Consider the following 21,147-nt stretch of genomic DNA (forward strand, 5'->3'; position numbering starts at 1 on the left):
CTTACACCCGCTCGATGATCGTCGCGGCACCCATGCCCGACGCAATGCACAGTGTGGCAAGACCTGTGCCCTTGCCCGTACGCTCCAACTCATCCAGCAGCGTGCCGATGATGATGGCTCCGGTTGCACCGAGCGGGTGCCCCATGGCGATGGAGCCGCCGTTCACGTTGACCCTGTCCTGATCCACATCGAAGGCCTGCATGAAGCGCAGCACCACGGAGGCAAAGGCTTCGTTGACCTCGAACAGATCAATGTCGGAAATACTCATGCCACTGTCCGCGAGGATCTTTTCCGTCACGGGCACCGGGCCGGTCAGCATGATGGTCGGATCGGTGCCGATCTTGGCCGTGGCGCGAATGCGCGCACGCGGCTTGAGCCCGTGCTTTTCGCCGAATTCCTTGTTGCCGATCAGCACGGCGGCGGCCCCATCCACGATGCCTGACGAGTTGCCCGCGTGGTGAATGTGGTTGATCCGCTCCAGATGCGGGTACTTCATCATGGCGACCTTGTCGAAGCCGGGCATGACCTCGCCCATATCCTTGAAGCTCGCCTTCAGCGCGCCAAGGCTCTGCATGTCTGTGCCGGGGCGCATGTACTCGTCGGTGTCCAGAATGGTCAGCCCGTTGATGTCCTTGACCGGCACGATGGACTTGGCAAAGCGATTGTCGGCCCAGGCCGCAGCGGCCCGGTTCTGGCTCTGCACGGCCAGCGCGTCCGCGTCATCGCGGGAAAAGCCATATTCCGTGGCGATGATATCGGCGCTGATACCCTGCGGGACAAAGTAGGTCTCCATGGCAAGGCTCGGATCGACGGCAATCGCCGCGCCGTCGCTGCCCATGGCTACGCGGCCCATCATTTCGACGCCGCCCGCAATGTACGCCTCGCCTGCGCCGCCCTTGACCTGGTTGGCCGCGAGGTTCACCGCCTCCATGCCCGACGCGCAAAAGCGGTTAATCGCAAGGCCGGGGATGCTCTGGTCGAGATCAGAGGCCAGCACGGCCGAGCGCGCAAGGCAGCCACCCTGTTCCCCCACCTGTGTGACATTGCCCCAGATCACGTCCTCCACGGCGTGGCCTTCGAGATTGTTGCGCTCTTTCACGGCGTTCAGCACACCTGCCGAGAGACGCAGACTTGTCACCTCGTGCAGGCTGCCGTCCTTGCGGCCCTTGCCCCGGGGCGTGCGCAACGCGTCATAGATATAAGCTTCGGTCATCGATGGGCTCCTGTCGGATCGTGTTCGTTGTGTGTCAGGTGGGGGCAACGGGCCTGTTGATGCAACAGTGACGTGACGGAGGTTTGCGTAAAGTGCCCGTCACGTCAACTTTTGCTTGCCTTCGCGTCAGGCCCGATCAGCGGGGCTGCCCGGCATCAGATCGTAGGGGTGCTTCCAGCCATCAAGCTGCTCGATGTTGGCCAGCCAGCGATCAATATTGGGCCAGTCCGCGCGCACAAACCCGAAAGGCTCAGGGTAGAACAAATACCCGCAGCAACTCAGATCCGCGTTGGTCACACCGTTCCCGACAATCCAGTCCTTTCCGTCAAGATGTGCGTTCAGAACAGTGTAAGCGGCCTTGAGACGGCCTTGCATGAACTGGATCACAGGGGCAGGGCGTTTGTCCTCAGGCAGAAAGTTCATCAAGAATCGCGTCATCCCAGCTTGGGAGGACATCTTGTGATTGTCCCAGAACATCCAGCGCATCACTTCGCGCGCCTCCTCCGGGGAGCTGCCGCCAAACTTGCCGCTCTTTTCCGACACATACCCTTGAATGACCCCGGATTGGGTCAATGTGGTCTCGCCATCGACCAGAACGGGCACCTCGCCCATTTCGTTGACGTCCGCCAGATATTCTGGCGTGCGTGTCGCGCCATTGAAAAAGTCGACGTAATCCGGCTCCCAATCGAGCCCGGACAGCTCCAGCGCCAGCGCTGCCTTATACGCGTTCCCGCTTTCTCCAAAGCAATGAAGTTTGATTGTCATGCGCTAAGTCCTCCTGTCGCGCCTTGTGTTCTGAACCGAGGCGGGGGTTTCACACCCCCGCACCCCCGTGGGATATTTTTGCAGAAAAGAAGCCCCCGCAACCCCGTCCTAACGTCCTGTTAAGCACGAATCGGTCATCTTTGTTTCACGGTACAGGCTGGGAAGCCGATGACCGTCAGAGGAGAAGCCCCGAGGCCATCCAAAGCTGCGGGCACGTCAGGGAGGTCGACTGCTGCCCAGGCATCGGGCTCGATGTGCGACCTTCCTGTTTCTTCTCTGTCCAAATATCCAAATCCGCTCTCAAAGCCCGCGCGCGATCAGCTCTTTCATGATCTCGTTTGTGCCGCCGTAGATCCGCTGAACCCGCGCATCCGCCCACATTTCCGCCACAGCGTACTCCTGCATGAAGCCATAGCCGCCGTGCAGTTGTACACAGTCGTCCAACACTTCGCCCTGCGTATCGGTCAGCCAGTATTTCGCCATCGCGGCCTTCTCGACCGTCAGTTCTTCGCGCAGGTGTTCCGCGATGCAGGCGTCGAGAAATGCCCGCGCGACGGTGGTCTTGGTCTGGCATTCCGCCAGCTTAAAGCGGGTGTTTTGGAACTGGGTCAGCGGCCCGCCAAAGGCCTCGCGTTCCTTGCAGTAGGCAATCGTGCGCGCCACCGCGCCCTCCATCGCCCCAACCGCGCCGACGCCAATGATCAACCGCTCCTGTGGCAGCTGGTTCATCATTTGGTAGAACCCGCGCCCTTCTTCGCCGCCCAGCAGGTTTTCCGGGGCAATTTCCACATTGTCGAAGAACAGCTCTGACGTATCCGCCGCGTGGCAGCCGATTTTCTCAAGGTTGCGCCCGCGTTCAAATCCAGCCGCGCCATCGGTTTCGACCACCATCAGCGACAGCCCCTTGGCGCCCATCGCGGGGTCGGTCTTGGCTGCCACCACGATCAGGTTCGCATGCTGTCCATTGGTGATGAAGGTCTTCTGCCCCGACAGCCGGTAGGCGTTGCCGTCCAGAACCGCGCGTGTCTTCAGCCCCTGCACGTCAGACCCGCCTGAAGGCTCCGTCATCGCCAAGGCGCCCACCAGCTCGCCGGTCACCATTTTCGGCAACCACCGCTGTTTCTGCTCTTCGGTGCCATAGGCTAGGATGTAATGCGCCACGATGGTCGAGTGGATCGACACGCCCCAGGACGCCAGGTTGGCCCGGCTGCCCTCCATCACGATCACCGCCTCATGGCCAAAATCGCCGCCCGCGCCGCCGTATTCTTCGGGGATCGACGGGCAGAGCAGCCCCAGCGCCCCGGCCTGCTGCCAGGTCTCGGGATCCATCTGCCCCTGCTTGCGCCACTTGTCGTAGAGCGGCATCCATTCGGTCTCGATGAACCTTGCGGTCATCTCCCCGAGCATGGTGTGCTCGTCACTCATCCAGGTCATATCGGTCCTCGCCTTCAACGGGGCCAGCGCGCCGGCCCGTTCCTCCTGACCGCAGCATGCCCCATTCCGGGGCAGGGGTCACAAGTAACGTTGGGTGATTTCCGCCGGGGATCAGGGATCGGCCGCATCGGAGGCGACAACAATCCGCACGCCCTTGCCGGTCAGGCTCAGGGCCATGTCGCGGGACGGGGGGCTGTCGGTTACAAGCGTGGTGTCTTCGCCCCAGTGCAGGATGCGTTTGAGAGACTTTGTCCCCAGCTTCGACCGGTCCGCCACAACGATGGTCTGCTGCGCCTGTCCGATCATTGCCGTATAGACGCCCGCCGCCGAAGGCAGTGCTTCGCTTACGCCGATTTCGTCCACCGCAGAGGCGCCGACAATTGCGCAATGGACATTGTATTCGCCAATGAAACGCAAGGTTTCGGGGCCGTGCAGAAGGCCCTCCTGAAGCTCGATATTGCCGGGCAGGGAGATCACGTCAAATTGCGGGTTGGCGGCCAGTTCGATGGCAACCTGAAAGGAGGCGGTCAGCACCGTCAGGTGCCGGTCAACCGCGCTCATCGCGCGCGCAAAGAGCAGGGTTGTGGCACCGCCGCCGATATACAGGCTCTCGACGCCGTCCAGCAGGCCAACGGCGGCGCGCGCGATGCGTTCGCGCTCTGCCACATGCAGCTTGAGCCGTTCCGAGAGCGCCGGTTCGAGATTCGACCGACGCACCGCGCCGCCATAGGTGCGCTTGATGCTGCCCGCCGCGTCGAGATCGGCGAGGTCACGCCGGATCGTTTCGGCCGAGACCCCGAGATCGCGCGCCAACTCGCTCACCCGTTTGGCCGGGTCCACCCGGAGCACGTCGAGGATCCGGTCATGCCTGCGTGATTTTTTCGACTGATTTTTGGGCAAAATACACCTCCAGGTAATCAAAGTAGCGAAAAAATGTTGGGTGGTCGATCACTAAAATGCCCGACTTGCCACAAAAATTGTTTACAAGCGGTCACTATTGATGATTGGTTTTGACCAACTTCGATGGAGATTCGTGTGTTCAACTACGGCTACTTCTCTTTTGCGTCCAAGGACGAGCTGCTGAGCAAGGCGGCGGAATACTGGAATCCCGGCAAGGTCAAATTCTGGCAGGACGCCGGAACCCCGATGGTGATTGACCGCCGCGAGGGGTACCGGCTGCATGACATGTCGGGCAAAACCCTGATCGATCTGCATCTCAACGGTGGCACCTACAATTTCGGCCACCGGCATCCGGAGCTTGTCGAGGTGCTGAAATCCGGGCTGGATTACTTCGACATGGGCAACCACTGGTTCCCGTCAGTGGCGCGCGCCGCCTTTGCCGAGAAGCTGGTCAAAACCGCGCCGCACATGAAATACGCCATCTTCGGCGCGGGCGGGGCAGAGGCGGTAGAGCTGGCCATCAAGACCGCCCGTTATGCGACCAAGCGCAAGAAGATCGTTTCCATCATCAAGGGCTACCATGGCCACTCCGGCCTGTCCGTCGCCACCGGGGACGAGCGCTTCAGCAAGATTTTCCTGGCCGACCGCCCCGAAGAATTCATCCAGGTGCCGTTCAACGATCCTGACGCGTTGGAACGTGTGCTGAAGAATGGCGACGTGGCGGCCTTCATCATCGAAACCATCCCGGCGACCTACGGCTTTCCGATGCCGGAAGAGGGATATCTCAAGGCCTGTCAGGACCTGTGCCACAAATACGGTGCCAAGTTCATCTCGGACGAGGTACAGACCGGGCTGATGCGCACCGGTGTCATGTGGGGCTGGCAGGGCTACGGGCTGAAACCGGACATTTTCGTTTGCGGCAAAGGACTGGGCGGCGGCATCTATCCGATCAGTGCCTGCATGGTGACCGAAGAATGCGGTCAGTGGCAGGTCGAGGACGGCGCGGCGCATATCTCGACAGCGGGCGGCTCCGAACTCGGCTGTCTTGTGGGGCACCATGTCATCGAGATGCTGCAACGGCCCGAGACTGTCTCGAACATCGATTTTGTGGCCCGCTTCTTTGCCCAGTCCATGGCCGAGATGATGGCCCGGCACAGCGACATCTTCTGTGGCGTGCGCCAGCGCGGCGTGGTTCTGGGGCTGGAGTTTGATCACCCCGAGGGGGCCGTCGCCGTGTCGCGGGCACTCTATGAAAACGGGGTCTGGGCGATTTTCTCGTCGCTCGACAAGCGGGTTCTGCAATTCAAGCCGGGGGTCCTGAAGGATGTGGACCTGTGCCAGGAAATCATCGACCGCTTTGACACCGCCATGCCCCGTGCGCGCCAGTTGCTGAGCGAGATGGGGAGGACGTGGTGATGGATATGGCGCGTCTGAACGTCCCGGACCGGGACCTGTCCTCGGCGCGGATGAAGGTGGTGCGCGCCGCCTGGGCGGCGAAGTATTACCGCAGCTTTGACCGCGACGCGGTGCTGCGCATCGCCGGGGCCGTCGTAAAAGCAGGCCATGACAAGGCCGGTCATTTCGCCGAAGCAGCAGTGCGCGAAACGGGCTATGGCGTGGTGGCGCACAAGACGCTCAAGAACCAGCTGTGCACCTTCGAATTGCTGAACCACTACCGTGATCTCGATCTGGTCTCGCCGCGTGTGGATGCGGACCGCAAGATCATCGAACTGCCGTCCCCCGCCGGTGTTGTCTTTGCCCTTGCACCGGTCACCAACCCGGTTGCGACAGTCTATTACAAGGCGATGCTGGCGATCCTGAGCCGCAATGCCATCGTGCTCAGCCCGCATCCGCTGGCCAAGACCTGCTCTGCCGAAGCCGCGCGCCATCTGGCCGCTGCCGCCGAAGCGGCCGGCGCGCCTTCGGGCCTGATCCAATGTGTCGAAGAGCCCTCGGTCCCGCTGGTCGAGGAGATCATGGCCTCGGACAAGGTCAACGTCATCATGGCCACCGGCGGCACGGCGATGGTGCGGGCGGCCTATTCCTCGGGCAACCCGGCGCTGGGCGTCGGGCCGGGCAATGCGGTCGCCTATGTCGATCCTTCCGCTGCGGTGGATGCGGCGGCGCGCTGCCTTGTCGACAGCAAAAGCTTCGACAACTCGATCCTGTGCACCAACGAAAGCATCTGCCTCACCCAGCAGCAGAACCGTGGCAACATGGAGCGCGCGTTGCGCACCGCTGGCGCGCACATTTGCAGCGCCGATGAGACTGACCGGCTGCGGGACTACCTATGGCAGGACGGAGCGTTCAACGCCGAGGCCATTGGAAAATCCGCCGTCTGGATTGCGAAACAGGCCGGGATCCGCGCGAACGACGCCGCGAAAATTCTGGTGCCCGTGGTCGAGCATCCGGGTCAGGACGACCTGCTCTTCCGGGAAAAGCTCTGCCCGGTGCTGACCCTGACCGCCGCCACGGATTTCGATCAGGCCGTGACCTTCGCGGCGCAGGCGGCGAAACGCGGTGCAGGGCATTCAGCGGCCTTCCATGGCACCGATCAGCGGCGTCTGATTGCTTATTCCAGCGCCGTGCCGGTGAACCGGGTTGTGGTCAACGCGCCCTGCAGTCAGGGCGCTGCGGGCTTTGCCACCCATCTGCCGCCCGCCTTCATGATCGGGACAGGCTTTGCCGGGCGCTCTTCGGTCGGGGAAAACGTCGGGCCGCAGCATCTCGTGCACTGGACCCGCATCGCCTTCGGGCGCGACGTGCCTGCCGATCTCTCTGCGCTGGATATCGAGGCTTTAGCCCGCAAACCGGCCTCGGCTCCGGTTCCGGTCATGGCGGCCACAACTGCCTCCGCCGCCGAACCCGATCTGAACCGGGACGCGCTGCGCGCCATGATCCTAGAAGAACTCCGCAGTCTGAAAGGCGCATCCGAATGACCGATCTTCGCGCTTCGATCTTCATCGACCAGCTGCAGCCGCAAACGCTGGCCTATATCTCGACCTGGATGCGGGGCACCCTGCCACGGCTGCGCATGGCCGCGCAGATTGTCGAAATCGCGCCCGGTCTGGACGTCGAGGCCCTGACCGACATCGTGCTCAAAAGCGCCGAGGTGCGCGCGGGCCTGCTGGTGGTCGAACGGCAGTTCGGCACGCTGCAGTTCCACGCCCATTCGACCGCCGAGGTGCACTCCGGTGCCGCTGCGATCCTCGATGCGCTGGGCAAGACGATGCAGGACGTGGCTCCGCCAAAAATCCTCGCCTCGAAGCTGGTCACCAATGTGGACGATCAGCACGCCTTCCTGATGAACCGCAACAAGCTGGGCTCCATGGTTATTGGCGGGGACAGCATTTACCTGCTCGAATGCCAATCGGCGGCCTACGCCATTCTCGCCTGCAACGAGGCCGAGAAGGAGGCCGACATCAAGGTGATCGACATGCGGATGATCGGTGCCAATGGTCGGGTTTACCTCGCCGGGACCGAGGCCGATGTGCGCAACGCGCGCAATGCGGCGGAACAGGCCCTGCGCGATGTCGGGGCGGTCTGATGTCAGCCATACGCGACGAAATCCGCGCCATCCTGCGCGAGGAGCTGTCCGCGCTGCTGGCGGAGCAGGCCGGGCCGCATGTCGAAACCGTCCGCATCGAGACGTCGGACGATCTCACCGCCTTTGCCCGGCACCTGCTGGAACGGCTGTCGACACCGGATTTTGCAAGCCGGGTCCAGAGCGGCGAGATCCGTTTTGCTTTGGACCGAGCCGCACCTGTGGCGCACGCGCCAAGCCTTCCCGCCGCGCCGATCCCGGTCGGCACAGAGCCAAAACCCGTGGCTCCGATGCTCGACCAGAAACTGGTGACCGAGGCCGATCTGGCGCGGTTCGGGGCAGGGCCCTTGCGCGTGCCGCAGAACGCACGGCTCACGCCCCTGGCCAAGGACGAAGCACGGCGCAAAGGCATCCGGATTGAGAGGATAGAGACATGATCAAAGGGCGCGTGAAGGGAAAAATCTGGTCCTCGCGGCATGTGGACACACTGCCCTGCGGCGCATTGCTCGAGGTGGAAGTGGACGGCGGCGGGCGGCTTATCGCCTTTGACCCGCTGGGCTGCGCCACCGACGAAGCGGTGCTGATCACCCAAGGCTCGGTCGCCGCTGCCTATTTCACCGGGCGCGTCGCCCCGGTGGATGCGCTGATCATCGGCTCAATTGACGAAACAACTGACAAGTAAGCTCTGGAAGGGAAAACCCATGGCAAATCTGGCAATCGGAATGATCGAAACCAAAGGCTACGTGCCGGCGCTGTCTGCCGCCGACGCGATGGTCAAGGCCGCCAATGTCGAGATCGTGGCGCGCAACGAGGTTGGCGGCGGTCTCGTGTCCGTCGTGGTCAAGGGCGACGTCGGCGCGGTCAAGGCCGCCACCGAGGCGGGCGCGCAGGCGGCCAGCGCGGTTGGCGATGTGACGGCGGTGCATGTCATCCCGCGCCCGCATGGCGATCTGGGCAAGCACTTCGAAGCGGCGAAGTGATCAGCAAAGGGTGGTGGTGGCAAGACATGACCGAACTGCGCGTTTATCTCCCGATCGCTGATCTTCAGCCGCAGTTCGCGGCCTACCTGTCATCGCCAACCCGCGCGCGGGCCTACCCGCCATTCAAGGGGCAGAACTCGCTGATCATCGAGGTCGCCCCGGCACTGAGTATTCACCGCATTGCGGATCTGGCGCTGAAGGCCGCGCCGGACATGGAGCCGGGCATTTTGTTCACCGAACGGCAGTTCGGGCTGCTGGAACTGCATGCGGACGAGATGGCGGATCTGGATACGGCGGGCGCAGCGATCCTGAAGGGGATCGGAGCCAAGGCCAGCGATCAGCTGGCCCCGACGGTGCTCTATCACGACATCATCGAAGACCTGTCCGATCAGCACGCCATTATCCTGAACCGTTCGCGCGATGGCTCGATCCTCGTGCCCGGCGTGGCGCTGCTGATCTACGAAATGGCGCCTGCGCTGTTTGCCTGTGTTGCCGCCAATGAAGCGGAAAAGGCAGCGCCGGGGCTGACCATCAACGACGTGCAGATGATGGGCGCAACCGGGCGCGTCTTCCTGTCGGGCAGCGTCGAGCAAATGACCATCGCCCGGGACCGGATCACCGAGGTCCTGGGCACCATCAAGGGACGAAAGGGCTGAACACAAAAGCACCGGCCCAAGCCAAACCAGCAAAGGAGTAGAGAACATGACACTGTCACGACGGAACTTTCTGAGCCGCACCGCAGCCCTCGGCGGGGCCGCGGCGCTTGGCCCGCTGGCCGGACCGGCCTTTGCCAGCCGCAATGACCAGCTGAACATCCTGTGCTGGGAAGGCTACAACTCCGATGCCATCCTTGATCCGTTCCGAGCGGCGCAGGCGGGATCAACCGTGCGCGCCGAAAGCGGCACCTCCGATCCGGACATGATCAACAAGCTGCGCGCCGGCGAGATCAACGTCTGGGACCTGATCAACGTGAACCAGCCTTGGGCGCGCGATCAGCTCTATCCCGAAGGTCTGATCAAACCGCTGAACAAGGAGCGGTTCATGCCGCACTTCGACAACATGCTGCCGGAGTTCCAGGACTATCCGCTGGCCTTTGCGGGCGATGGCGAATTGATCGGCATGCCGCAGCGCTACGGCCCGTTCAGCTTTGTCGTCAACACCGATGTTATCAGCCGCGACATGGCCGAAGATCAGGGCTGGAACCTGTTCCTCGATCCGGCGATGAAAGACCGCTACGGCGTGTTGACCTATGACAACTGGAACGTCAACCACATGTGCCTGACGGCGGGGCTGAACCCGTTTGCGCCGGTTGAAGGGGCCGATCTGGAGATTTTCAAAACCACCGCCGAGGCGATCTTTGGCGGGGCGAAGCTGCTGACCGATGATCTGGTGGCGATGAACACCGCGCTGATCAATGGCGAAATCGACGCCTATTTCACCGGCGGCACCTACACTGCCTCGCCCGCGCGCTACGACGGGGCCACAAATGTGCGTGCCATCACGCCGCGCAGCGGTCCGGTGGACGGCAAAGGCGGCGTTGTGTGGGTCGAGCTGACTTCTGCCGTGAACAACCCGGACCCCAGCACGCTGGCCGAGGACTTCCTCGACTACGTTCAGGGGGCGGAGGCGTCCAAGGCGGTGGCCTTCACCGAAGGCACCTACAACCCGGTCAGCCAGATGGGCAATCCCGAGGTCATGGCGCTGTTCGATGCCGAAGAGCTGGACGCCATCCAGATGGACAGCCTCTCCGAAGAAATGGCCCGATCACTCGATTACGAGGTCGTCGCCTCCTACGACACGCTGATCGACATCTACACACAGGCGCGTCGTTCCTGATCTGCCTGAAATCGCGCGCGGCGAACGCTCCCGGCGCCGCGCGCCATCATGCGAGAGACCCCATGGCTTCAAACGCTCTTTTGCGTCTTCAAGGCGTCGTCAAGACATTTGGTACCTTCACGGCCCTGCACGGGGTCGACCTCGACATCAACGAAGGTGAGTTCTTCACCATCGTCGGCCCCTCCGGCAGCGGCAAATCGACGATGATCCGTCTGCTTGTCGGGATGGATGAAATCACGGACGGCGCAATCTGGCTGCGCGGCGAGCGGATCGACGAAACCCCGGCCAACCTGCGCCCCACCTGCATGGTGTTCCAGTCGCTGGCGCTGTTTCCGCATATGAGCGTTGGGCAGAACATCGAGTTCCCGCTCAAGCTGCGCAACGTCGCGCCTGCGGCCCGCAAGGCGCGCGCGCTGGAACTGCTGGACCTTCTGCACCTGCCGCGTAACTACTATGACAAGCGGATCTCGCAATGCTCCGGCGGCGAACGGCAGCGCGTCGCGCTTGCCCGCGCGCTGGCCTTCGATCCCGAGATCCTGTTTTTTGACGAGCCGCTCTCGGCGCTCGATTACCGGCTGCGCAAGACGCTGGAAAAAGAGCTCAAAGACCTGCACCACCGCACCGGCAAGACCTTTGTCTACATCACCCATTCGCTCGAAGAAGCGATGGTAATGTCCGACCGCATCGCGATCATGAAAGCGGGCCGGTTCGAGCAGATTGCCGTGGCCGATGACATCTACAGCCGCCCGGTCAGCCGCTTCGTGGCGGAGTTCATGGGCGAGGTGAACCTCTTCGAAGTCACCGGCGGCGCAGGCACGCTGACCGGCGCGGGCCTGAGTGTCGGGCCGGAGGCGCGGCAGACCGAACTGGCGGACGGCGAAGAGGGGCTTTTGATGGTCCGGCCCGAATACGTGCAGTTCGGCGATGCGGACAGCCATTTTGATTACGCCATCTCCGGTCGGCTTTTGGAAGAGTACGCCCTCGGCTCCCGGATCCAGTATGAGGTCGAAACCACCGATGGTCAGATCATCACCGTCGAAAAACTACGCGAGGATCGCGCCTCCGTCCGCCTCGGCTCTGATGTCACGCTGGGGTTTGATGCCGCCAACACGCACCTGATCGCGGAACGCTGATGCAAAAGCTGAACAACAAACTGGGCTATCTGTCCTCGCTGCCGATGTTGGCGATTTTCGCCATGGCGTTCTTCGCGCCGCTCATCGTTGTTGCCCTGTTCTCGATCATGCCACCCAAGGTTTTCAGCCTCTCCAACGCGCCGGATTTCTCGGCCTACGCGGTGTTTTTCCAGCAAGGCTATTACAAGTCGCTGCTGTGGTCGCTGGGCATGGCGCTGGCCTCAACTCTTGTGCTTCTGGTGGTCTGCTGGCCGCTGGCCTTCGGCATGGCCAAGGTCTTCAAAGGGTTTACGCTGGTGTTGACCATCGCCGTAGTGATGAGCCTGTTCGTGTCCGAAAACATCCGCCTGTTCGGCTGGGTCCTGACCTTGATGAAAGGTGGCCTGATCGAAGGCCATATCCGCGCATGGACCGGCAACGGCTTTGACAGCCCGCTCTACGGTGTGCCGATTATCATCTCGGGGCTGGTCTACGTCTACCTGCCGTTCATGCTGTTTCCTCTGGCGCAGGGCATTTCCATGGTGCCGGATGATGCGCGTCAGGCGGCGGCGGACCTCGGGGCCACCCGCTGGCAGATCTTCACCCAGATCGACATTCCGCTGGCTGCGCCGGGCATCGTGGTGGGCTGCCTGTTGAGCTTTGTGCTGGCCGCGGGGGCGGTGGCCGAGGCGAAAATTCTGGGCGGGCAGGCGGTGATCACCATCGCCGATGACATCGAAACCGCCTTCACCTTCGGACAGGACTGGCCGCTCGGCTCTGCCCTGTCGGTCATTCTCATCGTCATCATCGGATCGCTTGCGCTTTTCGGCGTCTCTCGCGTCGATCTCGACAAGATCATGGGGAGGAAACGCTGATGCCCGCATCCGCTCTCACCCGCGCCGTTCTGCTGATCTACGGGTTGCTGGTCATCGCGCTGCTGTATCTGCCGCTGGTGTCCGTCGGTTTCGCCTCCGTGTCCAAGGCGCGCTACCTGAGTTTCCCGATCAAGCGCTATTCCTACAAATGGTACGGCGAGGTTCTGGAAAGCGGTACGGTGCGGGATCTTCTGCTGACCTCGCTCTCCGTCGCCGCCATCGTGACGATCCTGTCGGTTGTGATCGCCTTTTTCGGCGCGCTGGCTTTTGCGCGCTATGACTGGAGCTATCGCTCGACCTTCCAGAAACTGATCCTGCTGCCGATCTTCTTTCCGCAAACGGTGCTGGGGCTGGCCCTGCTGATGTGGTTCAACGCGCTGGGGGTGATCCCGTCCTGGAAAACCGCCGTGGTGGCGCATCTGGTCTGGATCGCTCCGATCGCCACCCTGATCGTCGCCATTCGCGCCTACAGTTTTGATCCTGCCCTGGAAGAGGCAGCGCGGGACATGGGCGCGAACACCGTTACCATCCTGCGTGAAATCACCTTGCCGCTGCTGATGCCGGGGCTGGTCTCGGCGGGGCTGTTTGCGTTTCTTCTGAGCTGGGGCAACTTTCCGCTGTCCCTGTTTACCACGGGCGCAGATTCGACCCTGCCGGAATGGCTCTATGCCAAGATGGTCTCGGGATACTCGCCGCTTGTGCCGACCTTGGGTATCCTGTCGGTTGTCGGCTCGATCCTTTTGATCCTGACCGCCTTCGCCTTCGGCTGGCTGATCAGAACCATACGGGACAGCCGCGCGGCACAACACTGAACACAAAGGAGACGACCATGCTGACATCACTGAAGGGAAAATCCGTTATTGTGACAGGCGGCTCAAAAGGCATTGGCCGCGGCATCGCCACGGTCTTTGCCCGGCAGGGCGCACAGGTGACCATCGCCGCGCGTAACGAGGCCGATCTCAAGTCCGCCGCCAGCGAGATTGAGGGCGATGTGCGCTATGCAACCTGCGATGTCTCGGACTGGGGTTCGGTCAAGTCCATGGTCGACGCCACCGCCGCGGCGCAGGGCGGGCTGGACGTGCTTTGCGCCAACGCCGGGGCCTTTCCTCAGACCAAGATCGTCGACATGGACCCGGAGGAATGGGACGGTGTCATGGCGACGAACCTGCGTTCGTCCTTTCTTTGCGTGAAAGCCGCCATCCCGCATTTCGAAAGGGCCGGGAAGGGCCGGGTTGTGCTCACCTCGTCGATCACAGGCCCGGTCACAGGCTTTCCCGGCTGGTCCCATTACGGCGCATCCAAGGCCGGTCAGCTGGGCTTTCTCAAGACCGCCGCGATGGAACTGTCGCGCTATGGCACCACGATCAACGCGGTCATGCCGGGCAATATCTACACCGAAGGACTGCAGGATCTCGGGCAGGAGTATCTCGACACGATGGCTGCCTCGATCCCGCTCAAACGCCTCGGGGATGTCGAAGACATCGGCAATGCCGCGCTGTTTTTTGCCTCGGACGAGGCCGGTTATATCACCGGACAGCAGATCGTGGTGGATGGTGGTCAGATCATCCCGGAATCGCTGGAAGCCATCGAAGAAATCTGAGCAGAGGGGACAGACGCAATGGACGGATCGAACATGCCGCTCGAAGAGCTGCTCGGCCACCTGAACGGGCTGGCCAATGACGCGCTGACGCTCTGGGATCTGCCGCAGGACGCCACGGCGCGGCTTATCAACGTCTCCGAGAACGCCACATACCTTGTCGAAGCCTCCGGCGGGCATCGCTCGATCCTGCGCATTCACCGCGAAGGCTATCACACGCGCCGGGCCATCGAATGCGAGCTGGCCTGGATCGACGCGCTGGGCGCGGCGGATGTGGTCACCATTCCCGGCTACTATACCGGCAAGGACGGCGCGGCGATCCAGCAGGCCCGCGCCCCCGGACTGCCCGAGCCGCGCTTCATGGTGCTGTTCCACTTCGTTGCGGGCAGCCCGCCGGATGAAAGCGGCGACATGAGCGCCGGTTTCGAAGAGCTCGGCGTCATCGCCGCCCGTTGTCACCAGCACGTGCTGTCCTGGACCCGGCCCGCGCCGTTCGAGCGGCTGACCTGGGACGTGGACGCGGTCTTTGGTGCCGCGCCAACCTGGGGCAACTGGCGCGATGCACCCGAAGTCACCCCGGAGGTCCGCGCCATTCTCGAACAGGTTGAACGGACCATCCGCAGCCGTCTCAATGCCTACGGCAAGGCCCCGGAGCGCTACAATCTCATCCATGCGGACATGCGGCTGGCCAACCTTCTTGTTGATGCCGAGGGCACCCGTCTGATTGATTTCGACGACTGCGGCTTTGGCTGGTTCCTGTATGATTTCGCAGCCGCCATCAGCTTCATGGAGGACGATCCGCGCATTCCCGCCTGCAAGGCCGCATGGATCGCGGGCTATCAATCTGTTCGCCCGCTGGCGGCTGCGGATCTGGCAGAGATCGACACCTTCATCATGCTTCGCCGCATGGCCCTTCTGGCATGGATCGGCAGCCATATCGAAGCGCCCGAACCACAGGCCCTCGCCGCCGGTTTCGCCGCAACCACCGCGCGGCTGGGGCAGACCTGGATGGACGGTTTGGCATGAGCTGGAAAACCGCCTTTCGCAGCTTCTACTACCAGAACGCGGAACCGCCCGAGGACATCACGCTCGATCCGGAGGCAACCGCGCTTTTGGTGATCGACGTCCAGAACACCTACCTTGAGACACCGTCTGATCCGGCCGAAGCGGCCCGCTGGCAGCCGTTCTTCGACAGGATGCACGGAACCGTCATTCCGGGCACCGCCGCGCTGATGGACTGGGCGCGGGGCAAGGGGATCGAGGTGCTTTTTGCCCGCATCGCCTGCCACAAGGACGATGGCCGCGACCGCTCCCTGAGTCAGAAGAAACCCGGCTTCAACCACCTGCTCCTGCCAAAAAACCGCGAAGACAGCCAGATTGTGCCCGCGCTGGCCCCCAAGGGCGATGAAATCGTGGTGACCAAGACAACCGACAGCGCCCTGACCGGGACAAACCTGCGGCTGATCCTGTCCAACATGGGGATTCGTGATGTAATTGTCGCCGGGATCTTCACCGACCAATGCGTCAGCTCCACCGTGCGCTCGCTGTGTGACGAAAGCTTTGGGGTGGTTGTTGTCGAAGACTGCTGCGCCGCCGCCACCGAGGCGCTGCACCGGCACGAACTGGAGATCATCAACATGATCTACTGCCACGTGGTCAGCTCCGTCGAGGTGAAGAGTTTTGTGGCCGGGTAGCCGCCGGGCGGTTGCCTCAGCGCTTGCGCGCCTCAAGCTCGGCATTGAACAGGCGCAGCCGATGCGCCAGCGCGTCTTCATCCGTCACGCTGTCAAAATGCTCGAACAGGAACGAGAGCGCCTCTCCCTCGTCCAGCCCCGCCGCGTCTGAAAACCGCCGCAGGCCGCGATACCCGTCCTCGGTCATGGCAACCTGAAACCGCCGCGTCAGGCGAAAGCGTTTGGGCATGTCTCCTCCGATCCGTAGGGCGGGGCTCTGCCCCGCACCCCGACTGTCACATCAGATCCCGCCTGCGTCCAGAGGCGGTTCTATGTAGGATGTAGTGGCCTTGAGCGGACATTCCCCTCAACAGAGGCGCGGAATCAAGGCCGCAGGCCGCCGCGCCTATCGACGGGCCGTTCCCGCGGCACGGCGATTGGGTTGTCGTATCGAGCCACACCAGCTTAGCGCGCCAGTGGCAGGGATAAATCGAGGGGTTCAGAGGGTGCATCGCCGCACCACGGCCCGTCGATAGGCGCGGCTTGTGCTTTAGCCGAGAAGTCCCGGATCAAGTCCGGGACGCGTCCTCTCAATGACCGCTTCAGGCCAAGCCACCCCATCCACGAAACAGGTTCAGCGCTGAAACCGCGCCGAAGGCGCGCGGGTCGCCCCGGCGTTGCCGGGGCGAAATCCTTCAGTCCTCGTGGAACACCCGGGCAAAGATCGTGTCGACATGTTTGGTGTGGTAGCCAAGGTCGAACTTCTCGTTGATCTCTTCCTCGGAGAGCGCCGCGCGCACTTCTTCGTCCGCCAGAAGCTCCTCGCGAAAGTCCGAGCGAGTGTCCCAGACCTTCAGCGCGTTGCGTTGCACCAGCCGGTAGGCATCTTCACGCGACACACCTGCCTGCGTCAGCGCCAGCAGCACGCGCTGCGACATGACCAGACCGGGGAACTTGTTCATGTTGTCGAGCATGTTCTGCGGGTAGACCAGAAGCTTGTCGATCACCGAGGTCAGGCGCGCCAGCGCAAAGTCCAGCGTGATGGTGCAGTCCGGTCCGATGTTGCGCTCAACCGAGCTGTGCGAGATGTCACGCTCGTGCCAGAGCGCCACGTTCTCCATCGCCGGGACCACGGCCATACGCACCAGACGCGCGAGGCCTGTCAAGTTCTCGGTCAGAACCGGGTTCTTCTTGTGCGGCATTGCGGACGAGCCCTTTTGCCCCATGGAGAAAAACTCGGCGGCTTCCAGCACTTCGGTGCGCTGCATGTGGCGGATCTCGATGGCGATGTTCTCGATCGAAGACGCAATCACCCCCAGCGTCGCAAAGAAGGCTGCGTGGCGGTCACGCGGGATGACCTGCGTCGAAATCGGCTCGGGCACGAGACCCATCTGATCGCAGACGTGCTCTTCCACCGCAGGGTCGATGTTGGCAAAAGTGCCAACGGCGCCGGAGATCGCGCCGGTGGCAATCTCGGCCCGAGCGTCGCGCATGCGGCTGAGGTTGCGGTCCATCTCGGCATAGAAGCGGGCGAAGGTCAGACCCATGGTGGTCGGCTCCGCGTGGATGCCGTGGGAGCGGCCGATGCGGACCGTGTCCTTGTGCTCATAGGCGCGCTTTTTCAGCGCGGCCAGCAGCCCTTCGAGGTCTTTGATCAGAATGTCGGAGGCGCGCACCAACTGCACGTTGAAGCAGGTGTCGAGCACGTCCGAGGAGGTCATACCCTGGTGCACGAACCGTGCCTCTTCGCTGCCCACGTGTTCTGCAAGGTGGGTGAGGAAGGCGATCACGTCGTGTTTGGTCACGGCCTCGATCTCGTCGATGCGCGCCACGTCAAACTCCACGTCCTTGGCTTTCCAGACCGCCTCGGCGTTCTCCTTTGGAATAACCCCCAGATTGGCCTGAGCATCGCAAGCATGCGCTTCGATTTCGTACCAGATCTTGAACTTGGTTTCCGGCGACCAGATGGCGACCATGTCGGGACGGGAATAACGGGGGATCATCGGCAGACTTTCGCGTTGAGTTCGGGATTGCGGGCCTTCTAGACTGAGCGCCCGAGACGAACAAGGGAAAGGGGCAGGGCTTGATGACGCAAGGGCTGACAATCAGGGATTTTGCAGGGCTTTGGACCTATGAGCGGTTTATCGACGACCGAACCGGGCTTGGCGAAGGCCATGGCAAGGGGGAGGCGATCTTCACCGAAGTTGCGGGCGAGATGCGCTACGATGAAAGCGGCACGCTGTCCTTTGCCGCAACTCCGGAAATGAAGAACACGCGCCGATACCTCTGGCGTCCTGCGGCACGCGGGGCAGATGTGTTCTTTGACGATGGCCGTCCGTTTCACAGCGTGGATCTGGGGCAGGGCAAGCCGCAGGCAGCGCATTGGTGTGATCCGGACCAATACGATGTGACTTACGATTTCTCACGCTGGCCGGAGTGGTCCAGCACCTGGGTCGTCAAAGGCCCGCGCAAAGACTACAAAATGACCACCACCTATCGGCGCAGCTAAGGCGTTGATAAGCAAGACGATTACGCTTTCCTCGCTCGCGGTATACAAAAGTATTCGTCTAACGCACTGAAAATAAACAATTTAACACTTTCATCATGCGCAAGCTGCTTGTATCTATCGCGGAACGGACAAGGACACGCGACGATGGCTCCCATCAAAGATCACCCGCTGCGCTATGCGCTGGCCAATGAGCTGCATGCGCGGCCGTTCCAGACGCTGACCCCGCCCTGCCGGGCGATGTACCTCGCCATCAAGCAGCCTTATGCGGCTGCCAGCCGTGACAAGTCTCAGGATCTCAAGCACCTGATTGACCTGCTGGATCGGTTCGGCACGGCGCATCCGCAACCGGGCGCAACGCATTTCACCGCGCAGATCGGCCAGAACACGCTGAAATGGGAACAGCACACGGAGTTCGTGACCTACACGGTGTTCATGAACGGCCTTGGGCACCGGCCTTACGATCCCTCGGACTTCGAGGTCTTCCCGGAAGACTGGCTCGAAACGGCGCCGGGGGTGCGGGTGACCTCGGCGATGATCCGGGTCATGCCGCGCCCGGAAACGGATGCGGAGCTGAGCGACAAGGTCGACGACTGGATGGTGGCAGAGAGCGTTGCGGTCAGCCGGGCGCTTGAGGATGATGTGGTCATCGCCGGAGATTTCCGGATCGATCAGGCTGGCCATCAGCGATTTGCGGTGTTCACCTCCGGCGGCGTGGGCGAACGGCGTGTGGGCCGGGTGGTGCAGCGCTTGTGCGAGATCGAGACCTACAAGACCATGTCCATGCTCGGGTTCAGCCGCGTGCACCAGATCGGTCCGCGCATGGGTGAGATCGACGCGGACCTGTCGCGGCTCATGGAGGACATGAAGGCCAGCAGCGCGCCTGAGGAAAACACGCTCAAGGCGCTGCTGTCCGTCTCGGCGGAGCTTGAGAGCCTGTCTGCTCAATGTTCCTTCCGGCTGGGCGCAACCGGTGCCTATGAGGCGCTGGTGCACAAGCGCATCGAGGTGCTGCGCGAGGACCGGTTCGAGGGACGGCAGACCTTTGCGGAGTTCATGACGCGGCGCTACCTGCCCGCAATGCGCACGGTCAAAAGCAGCGAGGTGCGCCTTGGGGCCATGGCGGATCGGGCGATGCGCGCGGGCGATTTGCTCCGAACGCGGGTCGAGGTGCAGCGCTCGGCGCAGAACCAACAGCTGTTGGAGAGTATGGATCGGCGCGCGGAGGCACAGTTGCATTTGCAAAAGACGGTTGAAGGGCTGTCCGTGGTGGCGATCAGCTACTACGCGGTCTCGCTTGTCGCGTATCTGCTATATCCGCTTGCCGCGCCTTTGGGCATGTCCAAAGGCATGCTGACTGCCAGCGCGGTGATCCCGGTGGTTCTGCTGGTCTGGTTAATGATCCGGCGCATCCGGTCATCCATGGATGATCACGGGCCGGATCTCTGACGCAAAGCGGGGAGGGCAGCGCCCTCCCCGAACCCCTCCCGAGGTATTTTCAGCCCAAAGAAGCCGAAGCTTATTCCGCCGGGACGACCCCGCTGACAGAAGCCGAACGGCTGTTCAGCAGCGCATGGGTGAGCACTGCGCCAGCCGCGATGGCGACAAGGGCAGACACGGCAGCGATCGAGAGCGTCGGCACGCCGGAAAGGCCCGCCCCCACGGTGCAGCCCCCCGCGAGAACGCCGCCGACGCCCATGAATACGGCACCGGTCATATAGCGGCCGGTTTCCGCCGGGCTTGAAAAGCTCTGCCAGGCAAAGCGGCGGGCGGCGAGCGAAGAGATCAGAGCGCCGCCAAGAACACCGCCGACAAGGCCTGCGCCGAAGCCTGCCGGGATGGAGGTCGAGGCGATGCCCCAGAACAAGGTTTCGCTCCAGGGTGCGGTGAAGCTGAGGCTTTCCATCGCGATGGGGTCAAAGTCGTCATAGAGGACAAAGCCCGTGCCGACCCAGCCGAGCGGCACCAGAAGGCCAAGCAGCGCAGCCAGAACCAGTGTGAAGGGGCGCGCGCCGGACCGCAGGGCGAAGGCAAAGGCGGCCAGCGCCAGAACAGCGGTCCAGGCCAGCGGGTTGCCTGGCAAGGCGCCGCCAATGGCCAGCGTCGGTTCGGTCAGCGCGGTCATGACAGGGGTCAGAACGCCTTTCATGGTCGCATGGGCTGCGATGGCAAAAACCACCAAAACAGACACGGCGCGCAGGTTGCCGGACGCGGCCAGCACGGTCAGGCGCGAGGCGCAGCCGCGGGTCAGAACCATGCCCGCGCCAAAGAGCACCCCGCCCACGGCAATGGCCAGCCATGGCAGTTCGACGTTCTGGAAGCGATGCTCGTCAAAGCTGATCCAGCCTTGCGCGACGGACGCTTGCGTGCCGATCAAGGCGGCCGCGAGGGCGGTGAGCCAGACACCGGCGGCAGAGCGGCGGTCCTCGCCGATCAAAGCGCGGCGGAAGCAGAACTTGGTTTGCTCGGCAAACAGCCCGAAGAGCGCGCCAAGCGCGAGGGCGAAGAACACGGCGACTTGCGGTGCGGTCAGGTTTTCAAAGCCAAGGGACTCAAACATCGGTTTGCCTCCAGTTCAGGAATTCTGTTCCTATGAAGGAGGGTTTGCGGGCATTGCAAGCACCGCTCTTATGGGCGGGAGTTTCTGAGGGAGAACAGCGTTCCGATTTCTGCGCCGCATCAGAATGGACGTTCCCCGCAACGAAAAAGAGG

The 21,147-nt window shown here is 62.5% G+C and carries 23 protein-coding genes; 16 read left to right on the forward strand and 7 right to left on the reverse strand.

Features of this window, described 5'->3' with window-relative positions; genetic code table 11:
• Position 1: 1 nt before the first annotated feature.
• The 4 genes from E4662_RS09165 to E4662_RS09180 form a co-directional block, all read right to left on the reverse strand.
• Positions 2–1,213, reverse strand: coding sequence for an acetyl-CoA C-acetyltransferase (locus tag E4662_RS09165; RefSeq protein WP_136441237.1), 1,212 nt, complete (start codon positions 1,211–1,213; stop codon positions 2–4).
• 126 nt (positions 1,214–1,339) lie between these two features.
• On the reverse strand, positions 1,340–1,978 hold the full coding sequence (locus tag E4662_RS09170) for a glutathione S-transferase family protein (protein ID WP_136441238.1): 639 nt from the start codon (positions 1,976–1,978) through the stop codon (positions 1,340–1,342).
• A 300-nt stretch (positions 1,979–2,278) separates the two neighbouring features.
• Positions 2,279–3,412: an acyl-CoA dehydrogenase family protein gene (locus E4662_RS09175; protein ID WP_136441239.1), complete on the reverse strand. Its 1,134-nt coding sequence runs from the start codon at positions 3,410–3,412 to the stop codon at positions 2,279–2,281.
• 111 nt (positions 3,413–3,523) lie between these two features.
• Positions 3,524–4,312, reverse strand: coding sequence for a DeoR/GlpR family DNA-binding transcription regulator (locus E4662_RS09180; protein ID WP_168797942.1), 789 nt, complete (start codon positions 4,310–4,312; stop codon positions 3,524–3,526).
• A gap of 123 nt (positions 4,313–4,435) precedes the next feature.
• Here E4662_RS09180 and E4662_RS09185 point away from each other — a divergent pair, with 123 nt between their 5' ends.
• From E4662_RS09185 to E4662_RS09250, 14 genes are all read left to right on the forward strand, one after another.
• Positions 4,436–5,728: a class-III pyridoxal-phosphate-dependent aminotransferase gene (locus tag E4662_RS09185; protein ID WP_206080280.1), complete on the forward strand. Its 1,293-nt coding sequence runs from the start codon at positions 4,436–4,438 to the stop codon at positions 5,726–5,728.
• Positions 5,728–7,251: an aldehyde dehydrogenase family protein gene (locus tag E4662_RS09190; RefSeq protein WP_206080281.1), complete on the forward strand. Its 1,524-nt coding sequence runs from the start codon at positions 5,728–5,730 to the stop codon at positions 7,249–7,251. The genes E4662_RS09185 and E4662_RS09190 overlap by 1 nt, the downstream gene beginning before the upstream one ends.
• The gene (locus E4662_RS09195) at positions 7,248–7,859 is read left to right on the forward strand and encodes a BMC domain-containing protein (protein ID WP_136441241.1); all 612 of its coding nucleotides are present in this window, start codon (positions 7,248–7,250) and stop codon (positions 7,857–7,859) included. Before E4662_RS09190 ends, E4662_RS09195 begins: the two co-directional genes overlap by 4 nt.
• Complete coding sequence (locus tag E4662_RS09200; RefSeq protein ID WP_136441242.1) at positions 7,859–8,293, forward strand: hypothetical protein; 435 nt, start codon at positions 7,859–7,861, stop codon at positions 8,291–8,293. The genes E4662_RS09195 and E4662_RS09200 overlap by 1 nt, the downstream gene beginning before the upstream one ends.
• On the forward strand, positions 8,290–8,538 hold the full coding sequence (locus E4662_RS09205; RefSeq protein WP_136441243.1) for a EutN/CcmL family microcompartment protein: 249 nt from the start codon (positions 8,290–8,292) through the stop codon (positions 8,536–8,538). The genes E4662_RS09200 and E4662_RS09205 overlap by 4 nt, the downstream gene beginning before the upstream one ends.
• Before the next feature lie 19 nt (positions 8,539–8,557).
• Positions 8,558–8,836 carry a BMC domain-containing protein gene (locus E4662_RS09210; protein WP_136441244.1) on the forward strand — a complete coding sequence of 93 codons (279 nt, stop codon included), beginning with the start codon at positions 8,558–8,560 and terminating at the stop codon, positions 8,834–8,836.
• A gap of 26 nt (positions 8,837–8,862) precedes the next feature.
• Entirely contained in the window at positions 8,863–9,492 is a 630-nt protein-coding gene (locus E4662_RS09215) for a microcompartment protein (RefSeq protein WP_136441245.1), read from the forward strand.
• A gap of 46 nt (positions 9,493–9,538) precedes the next feature.
• Positions 9,539–10,672 carry an ABC transporter substrate-binding protein gene (locus E4662_RS09220; protein ID WP_136441246.1) on the forward strand — a complete coding sequence of 378 codons (1,134 nt, stop codon included), beginning with the start codon at positions 9,539–9,541 and terminating at the stop codon, positions 10,670–10,672.
• A 62-nt stretch (positions 10,673–10,734) separates the two neighbouring features.
• Complete coding sequence (locus E4662_RS09225) at positions 10,735–11,805, forward strand: ABC transporter ATP-binding protein (RefSeq protein ID WP_136441247.1); 1,071 nt, start codon at positions 10,735–10,737, stop codon at positions 11,803–11,805.
• Complete coding sequence (locus E4662_RS09230; RefSeq protein WP_136441248.1) at positions 11,805–12,659, forward strand: ABC transporter permease; 855 nt, start codon at positions 11,805–11,807, stop codon at positions 12,657–12,659. Before E4662_RS09225 ends, E4662_RS09230 begins: the two co-directional genes overlap by 1 nt.
• Entirely contained in the window at positions 12,659–13,471 is an 813-nt protein-coding gene (locus E4662_RS09235) for an ABC transporter permease (protein ID WP_136441249.1), read from the forward strand. The genes E4662_RS09230 and E4662_RS09235 overlap by 1 nt, the downstream gene beginning before the upstream one ends.
• A gap of 17 nt (positions 13,472–13,488) precedes the next feature.
• Positions 13,489–14,259, forward strand: coding sequence for a 3-oxoacyl-ACP reductase FabG (gene fabG, locus E4662_RS09240; RefSeq protein ID WP_136441250.1), 771 nt, complete (start codon positions 13,489–13,491; stop codon positions 14,257–14,259).
• Positions 14,260–14,277: 18 nt separating this feature from the next.
• Positions 14,278–15,282: a phosphotransferase enzyme family protein gene (locus tag E4662_RS09245; RefSeq protein WP_136441251.1), complete on the forward strand. Its 1,005-nt coding sequence runs from the start codon at positions 14,278–14,280 to the stop codon at positions 15,280–15,282.
• Positions 15,279–15,950 (forward strand): cysteine hydrolase family protein, encoded by a 672-nt coding sequence (locus tag E4662_RS09250; RefSeq protein WP_136441252.1) that lies wholly within the window; start codon positions 15,279–15,281, stop codon positions 15,948–15,950. Before E4662_RS09245 ends, E4662_RS09250 begins: the two co-directional genes overlap by 4 nt.
• A gap of 16 nt (positions 15,951–15,966) precedes the next feature.
• Here E4662_RS09250 and E4662_RS09255 read toward each other — a convergent pair whose 3' ends face one another.
• Both E4662_RS09255 and purB read right to left on the reverse strand, forming a co-directional pair.
• A complete protein-coding gene (locus E4662_RS09255; protein WP_136441253.1) occupies positions 15,967–16,179 on the reverse strand; it encodes a hypothetical protein in 213 nt (70 codons plus the stop codon).
• 445 nt (positions 16,180–16,624) lie between these two features.
• On the reverse strand, positions 16,625–17,932 hold the full coding sequence (gene purB / locus E4662_RS09260) for an adenylosuccinate lyase (RefSeq protein ID WP_136441254.1): 1,308 nt from the start codon (positions 17,930–17,932) through the stop codon (positions 16,625–16,627).
• A gap of 83 nt (positions 17,933–18,015) precedes the next feature.
• Between purB and E4662_RS09265 the strand changes: the two genes are divergently transcribed.
• The gene (locus tag E4662_RS09265) at positions 18,016–18,438 is read left to right on the forward strand and encodes a DUF6314 family protein (protein ID WP_136441255.1); all 423 of its coding nucleotides are present in this window, start codon (positions 18,016–18,018) and stop codon (positions 18,436–18,438) included.
• Between the two features lie 144 nt (positions 18,439–18,582).
• On the forward strand, positions 18,583–19,884 hold the full coding sequence (locus tag E4662_RS09270; protein WP_136441256.1) for a DUF3422 family protein: 1,302 nt from the start codon (positions 18,583–18,585) through the stop codon (positions 19,882–19,884).
• A 70-nt stretch (positions 19,885–19,954) separates the two neighbouring features.
• On the opposite strand, the gene E4662_RS09275 is transcribed toward E4662_RS09270, so the two are convergent.
• Positions 19,955–20,995 carry a YeeE/YedE family protein gene (locus E4662_RS09275; RefSeq protein ID WP_136441257.1) on the reverse strand — a complete coding sequence of 347 codons (1,041 nt, stop codon included), beginning with the start codon at positions 20,993–20,995 and terminating at the stop codon, positions 19,955–19,957.
• Between the last annotated feature and the right edge of the window lie 152 nt (positions 20,996–21,147).

This window comes from Pacificoceanicola onchidii, from assembly GCF_004804335.1.
GTDB classification, from domain to species: Bacteria; Pseudomonadota; Alphaproteobacteria; order Rhodobacterales; family Rhodobacteraceae; genus Pacificoceanicola; species Pacificoceanicola onchidii.

Coding starts and splice junctions, on each gene's coding strand:
- E4662_RS09165 (WP_136441237.1), bottom strand. CDS start 1,213: ATGACCGAAGCTTATATCTATGACGCGTTGCGCACGCCCCGGGGCAAG.
- E4662_RS09170 (WP_136441238.1), bottom strand. CDS start 1,978: ATGACAATCAAACTTCATTGCTTTGGAGAAAGCGGGAACGCGTATAAG.
- E4662_RS09175 (WP_136441239.1), bottom strand. CDS start 3,412: ATGACCTGGATGAGTGACGAGCACACCATGCTCGGGGAGATGACCGCA.
- E4662_RS09185 (WP_206080280.1), top strand. CDS start 4,436: ATGGAGATTCGTGTGTTCAACTACGGCTACTTCTCTTTTGCGTCCAAG.
- E4662_RS09190 (WP_206080281.1), top strand. CDS start 5,728: ATGGATATGGCGCGTCTGAACGTCCCGGACCGGGACCTGTCCTCGGCG.
- E4662_RS09195 (WP_136441241.1), top strand. CDS start 7,248: ATGACCGATCTTCGCGCTTCGATCTTCATCGACCAGCTGCAGCCGCAA.
- E4662_RS09200 (WP_136441242.1), top strand. CDS start 7,859: ATGTCAGCCATACGCGACGAAATCCGCGCCATCCTGCGCGAGGAGCTG.
- E4662_RS09205 (WP_136441243.1), top strand. CDS start 8,290: ATGATCAAAGGGCGCGTGAAGGGAAAAATCTGGTCCTCGCGGCATGTG.
- E4662_RS09210 (WP_136441244.1), top strand. CDS start 8,558: ATGGCAAATCTGGCAATCGGAATGATCGAAACCAAAGGCTACGTGCCG.
- E4662_RS09215 (WP_136441245.1), top strand. CDS start 8,863: ATGACCGAACTGCGCGTTTATCTCCCGATCGCTGATCTTCAGCCGCAG.
- E4662_RS09220 (WP_136441246.1), top strand. CDS start 9,539: ATGACACTGTCACGACGGAACTTTCTGAGCCGCACCGCAGCCCTCGGC.
- E4662_RS09225 (WP_136441247.1), top strand. CDS start 10,735: ATGGCTTCAAACGCTCTTTTGCGTCTTCAAGGCGTCGTCAAGACATTT.
- E4662_RS09230 (WP_136441248.1), top strand. CDS start 11,805: ATGCAAAAGCTGAACAACAAACTGGGCTATCTGTCCTCGCTGCCGATG.
- E4662_RS09235 (WP_136441249.1), top strand. CDS start 12,659: ATGCCCGCATCCGCTCTCACCCGCGCCGTTCTGCTGATCTACGGGTTG.
- fabG (WP_136441250.1), top strand. CDS start 13,489: ATGCTGACATCACTGAAGGGAAAATCCGTTATTGTGACAGGCGGCTCA.
- E4662_RS09245 (WP_136441251.1), top strand. CDS start 14,278: ATGGACGGATCGAACATGCCGCTCGAAGAGCTGCTCGGCCACCTGAAC.
- E4662_RS09250 (WP_136441252.1), top strand. CDS start 15,279: ATGAGCTGGAAAACCGCCTTTCGCAGCTTCTACTACCAGAACGCGGAA.
- E4662_RS09255 (WP_136441253.1), bottom strand. CDS start 16,179: ATGCCCAAACGCTTTCGCCTGACGCGGCGGTTTCAGGTTGCCATGACC.
- purB (WP_136441254.1), bottom strand. CDS start 17,932: ATGATCCCCCGTTATTCCCGTCCCGACATGGTCGCCATCTGGTCGCCG.
- E4662_RS09265 (WP_136441255.1), top strand. CDS start 18,016: ATGACGCAAGGGCTGACAATCAGGGATTTTGCAGGGCTTTGGACCTAT.
- E4662_RS09270 (WP_136441256.1), top strand. CDS start 18,583: ATGGCTCCCATCAAAGATCACCCGCTGCGCTATGCGCTGGCCAATGAG.
- E4662_RS09275 (WP_136441257.1), bottom strand. CDS start 20,995: ATGTTTGAGTCCCTTGGCTTTGAAAACCTGACCGCACCGCAAGTCGCC.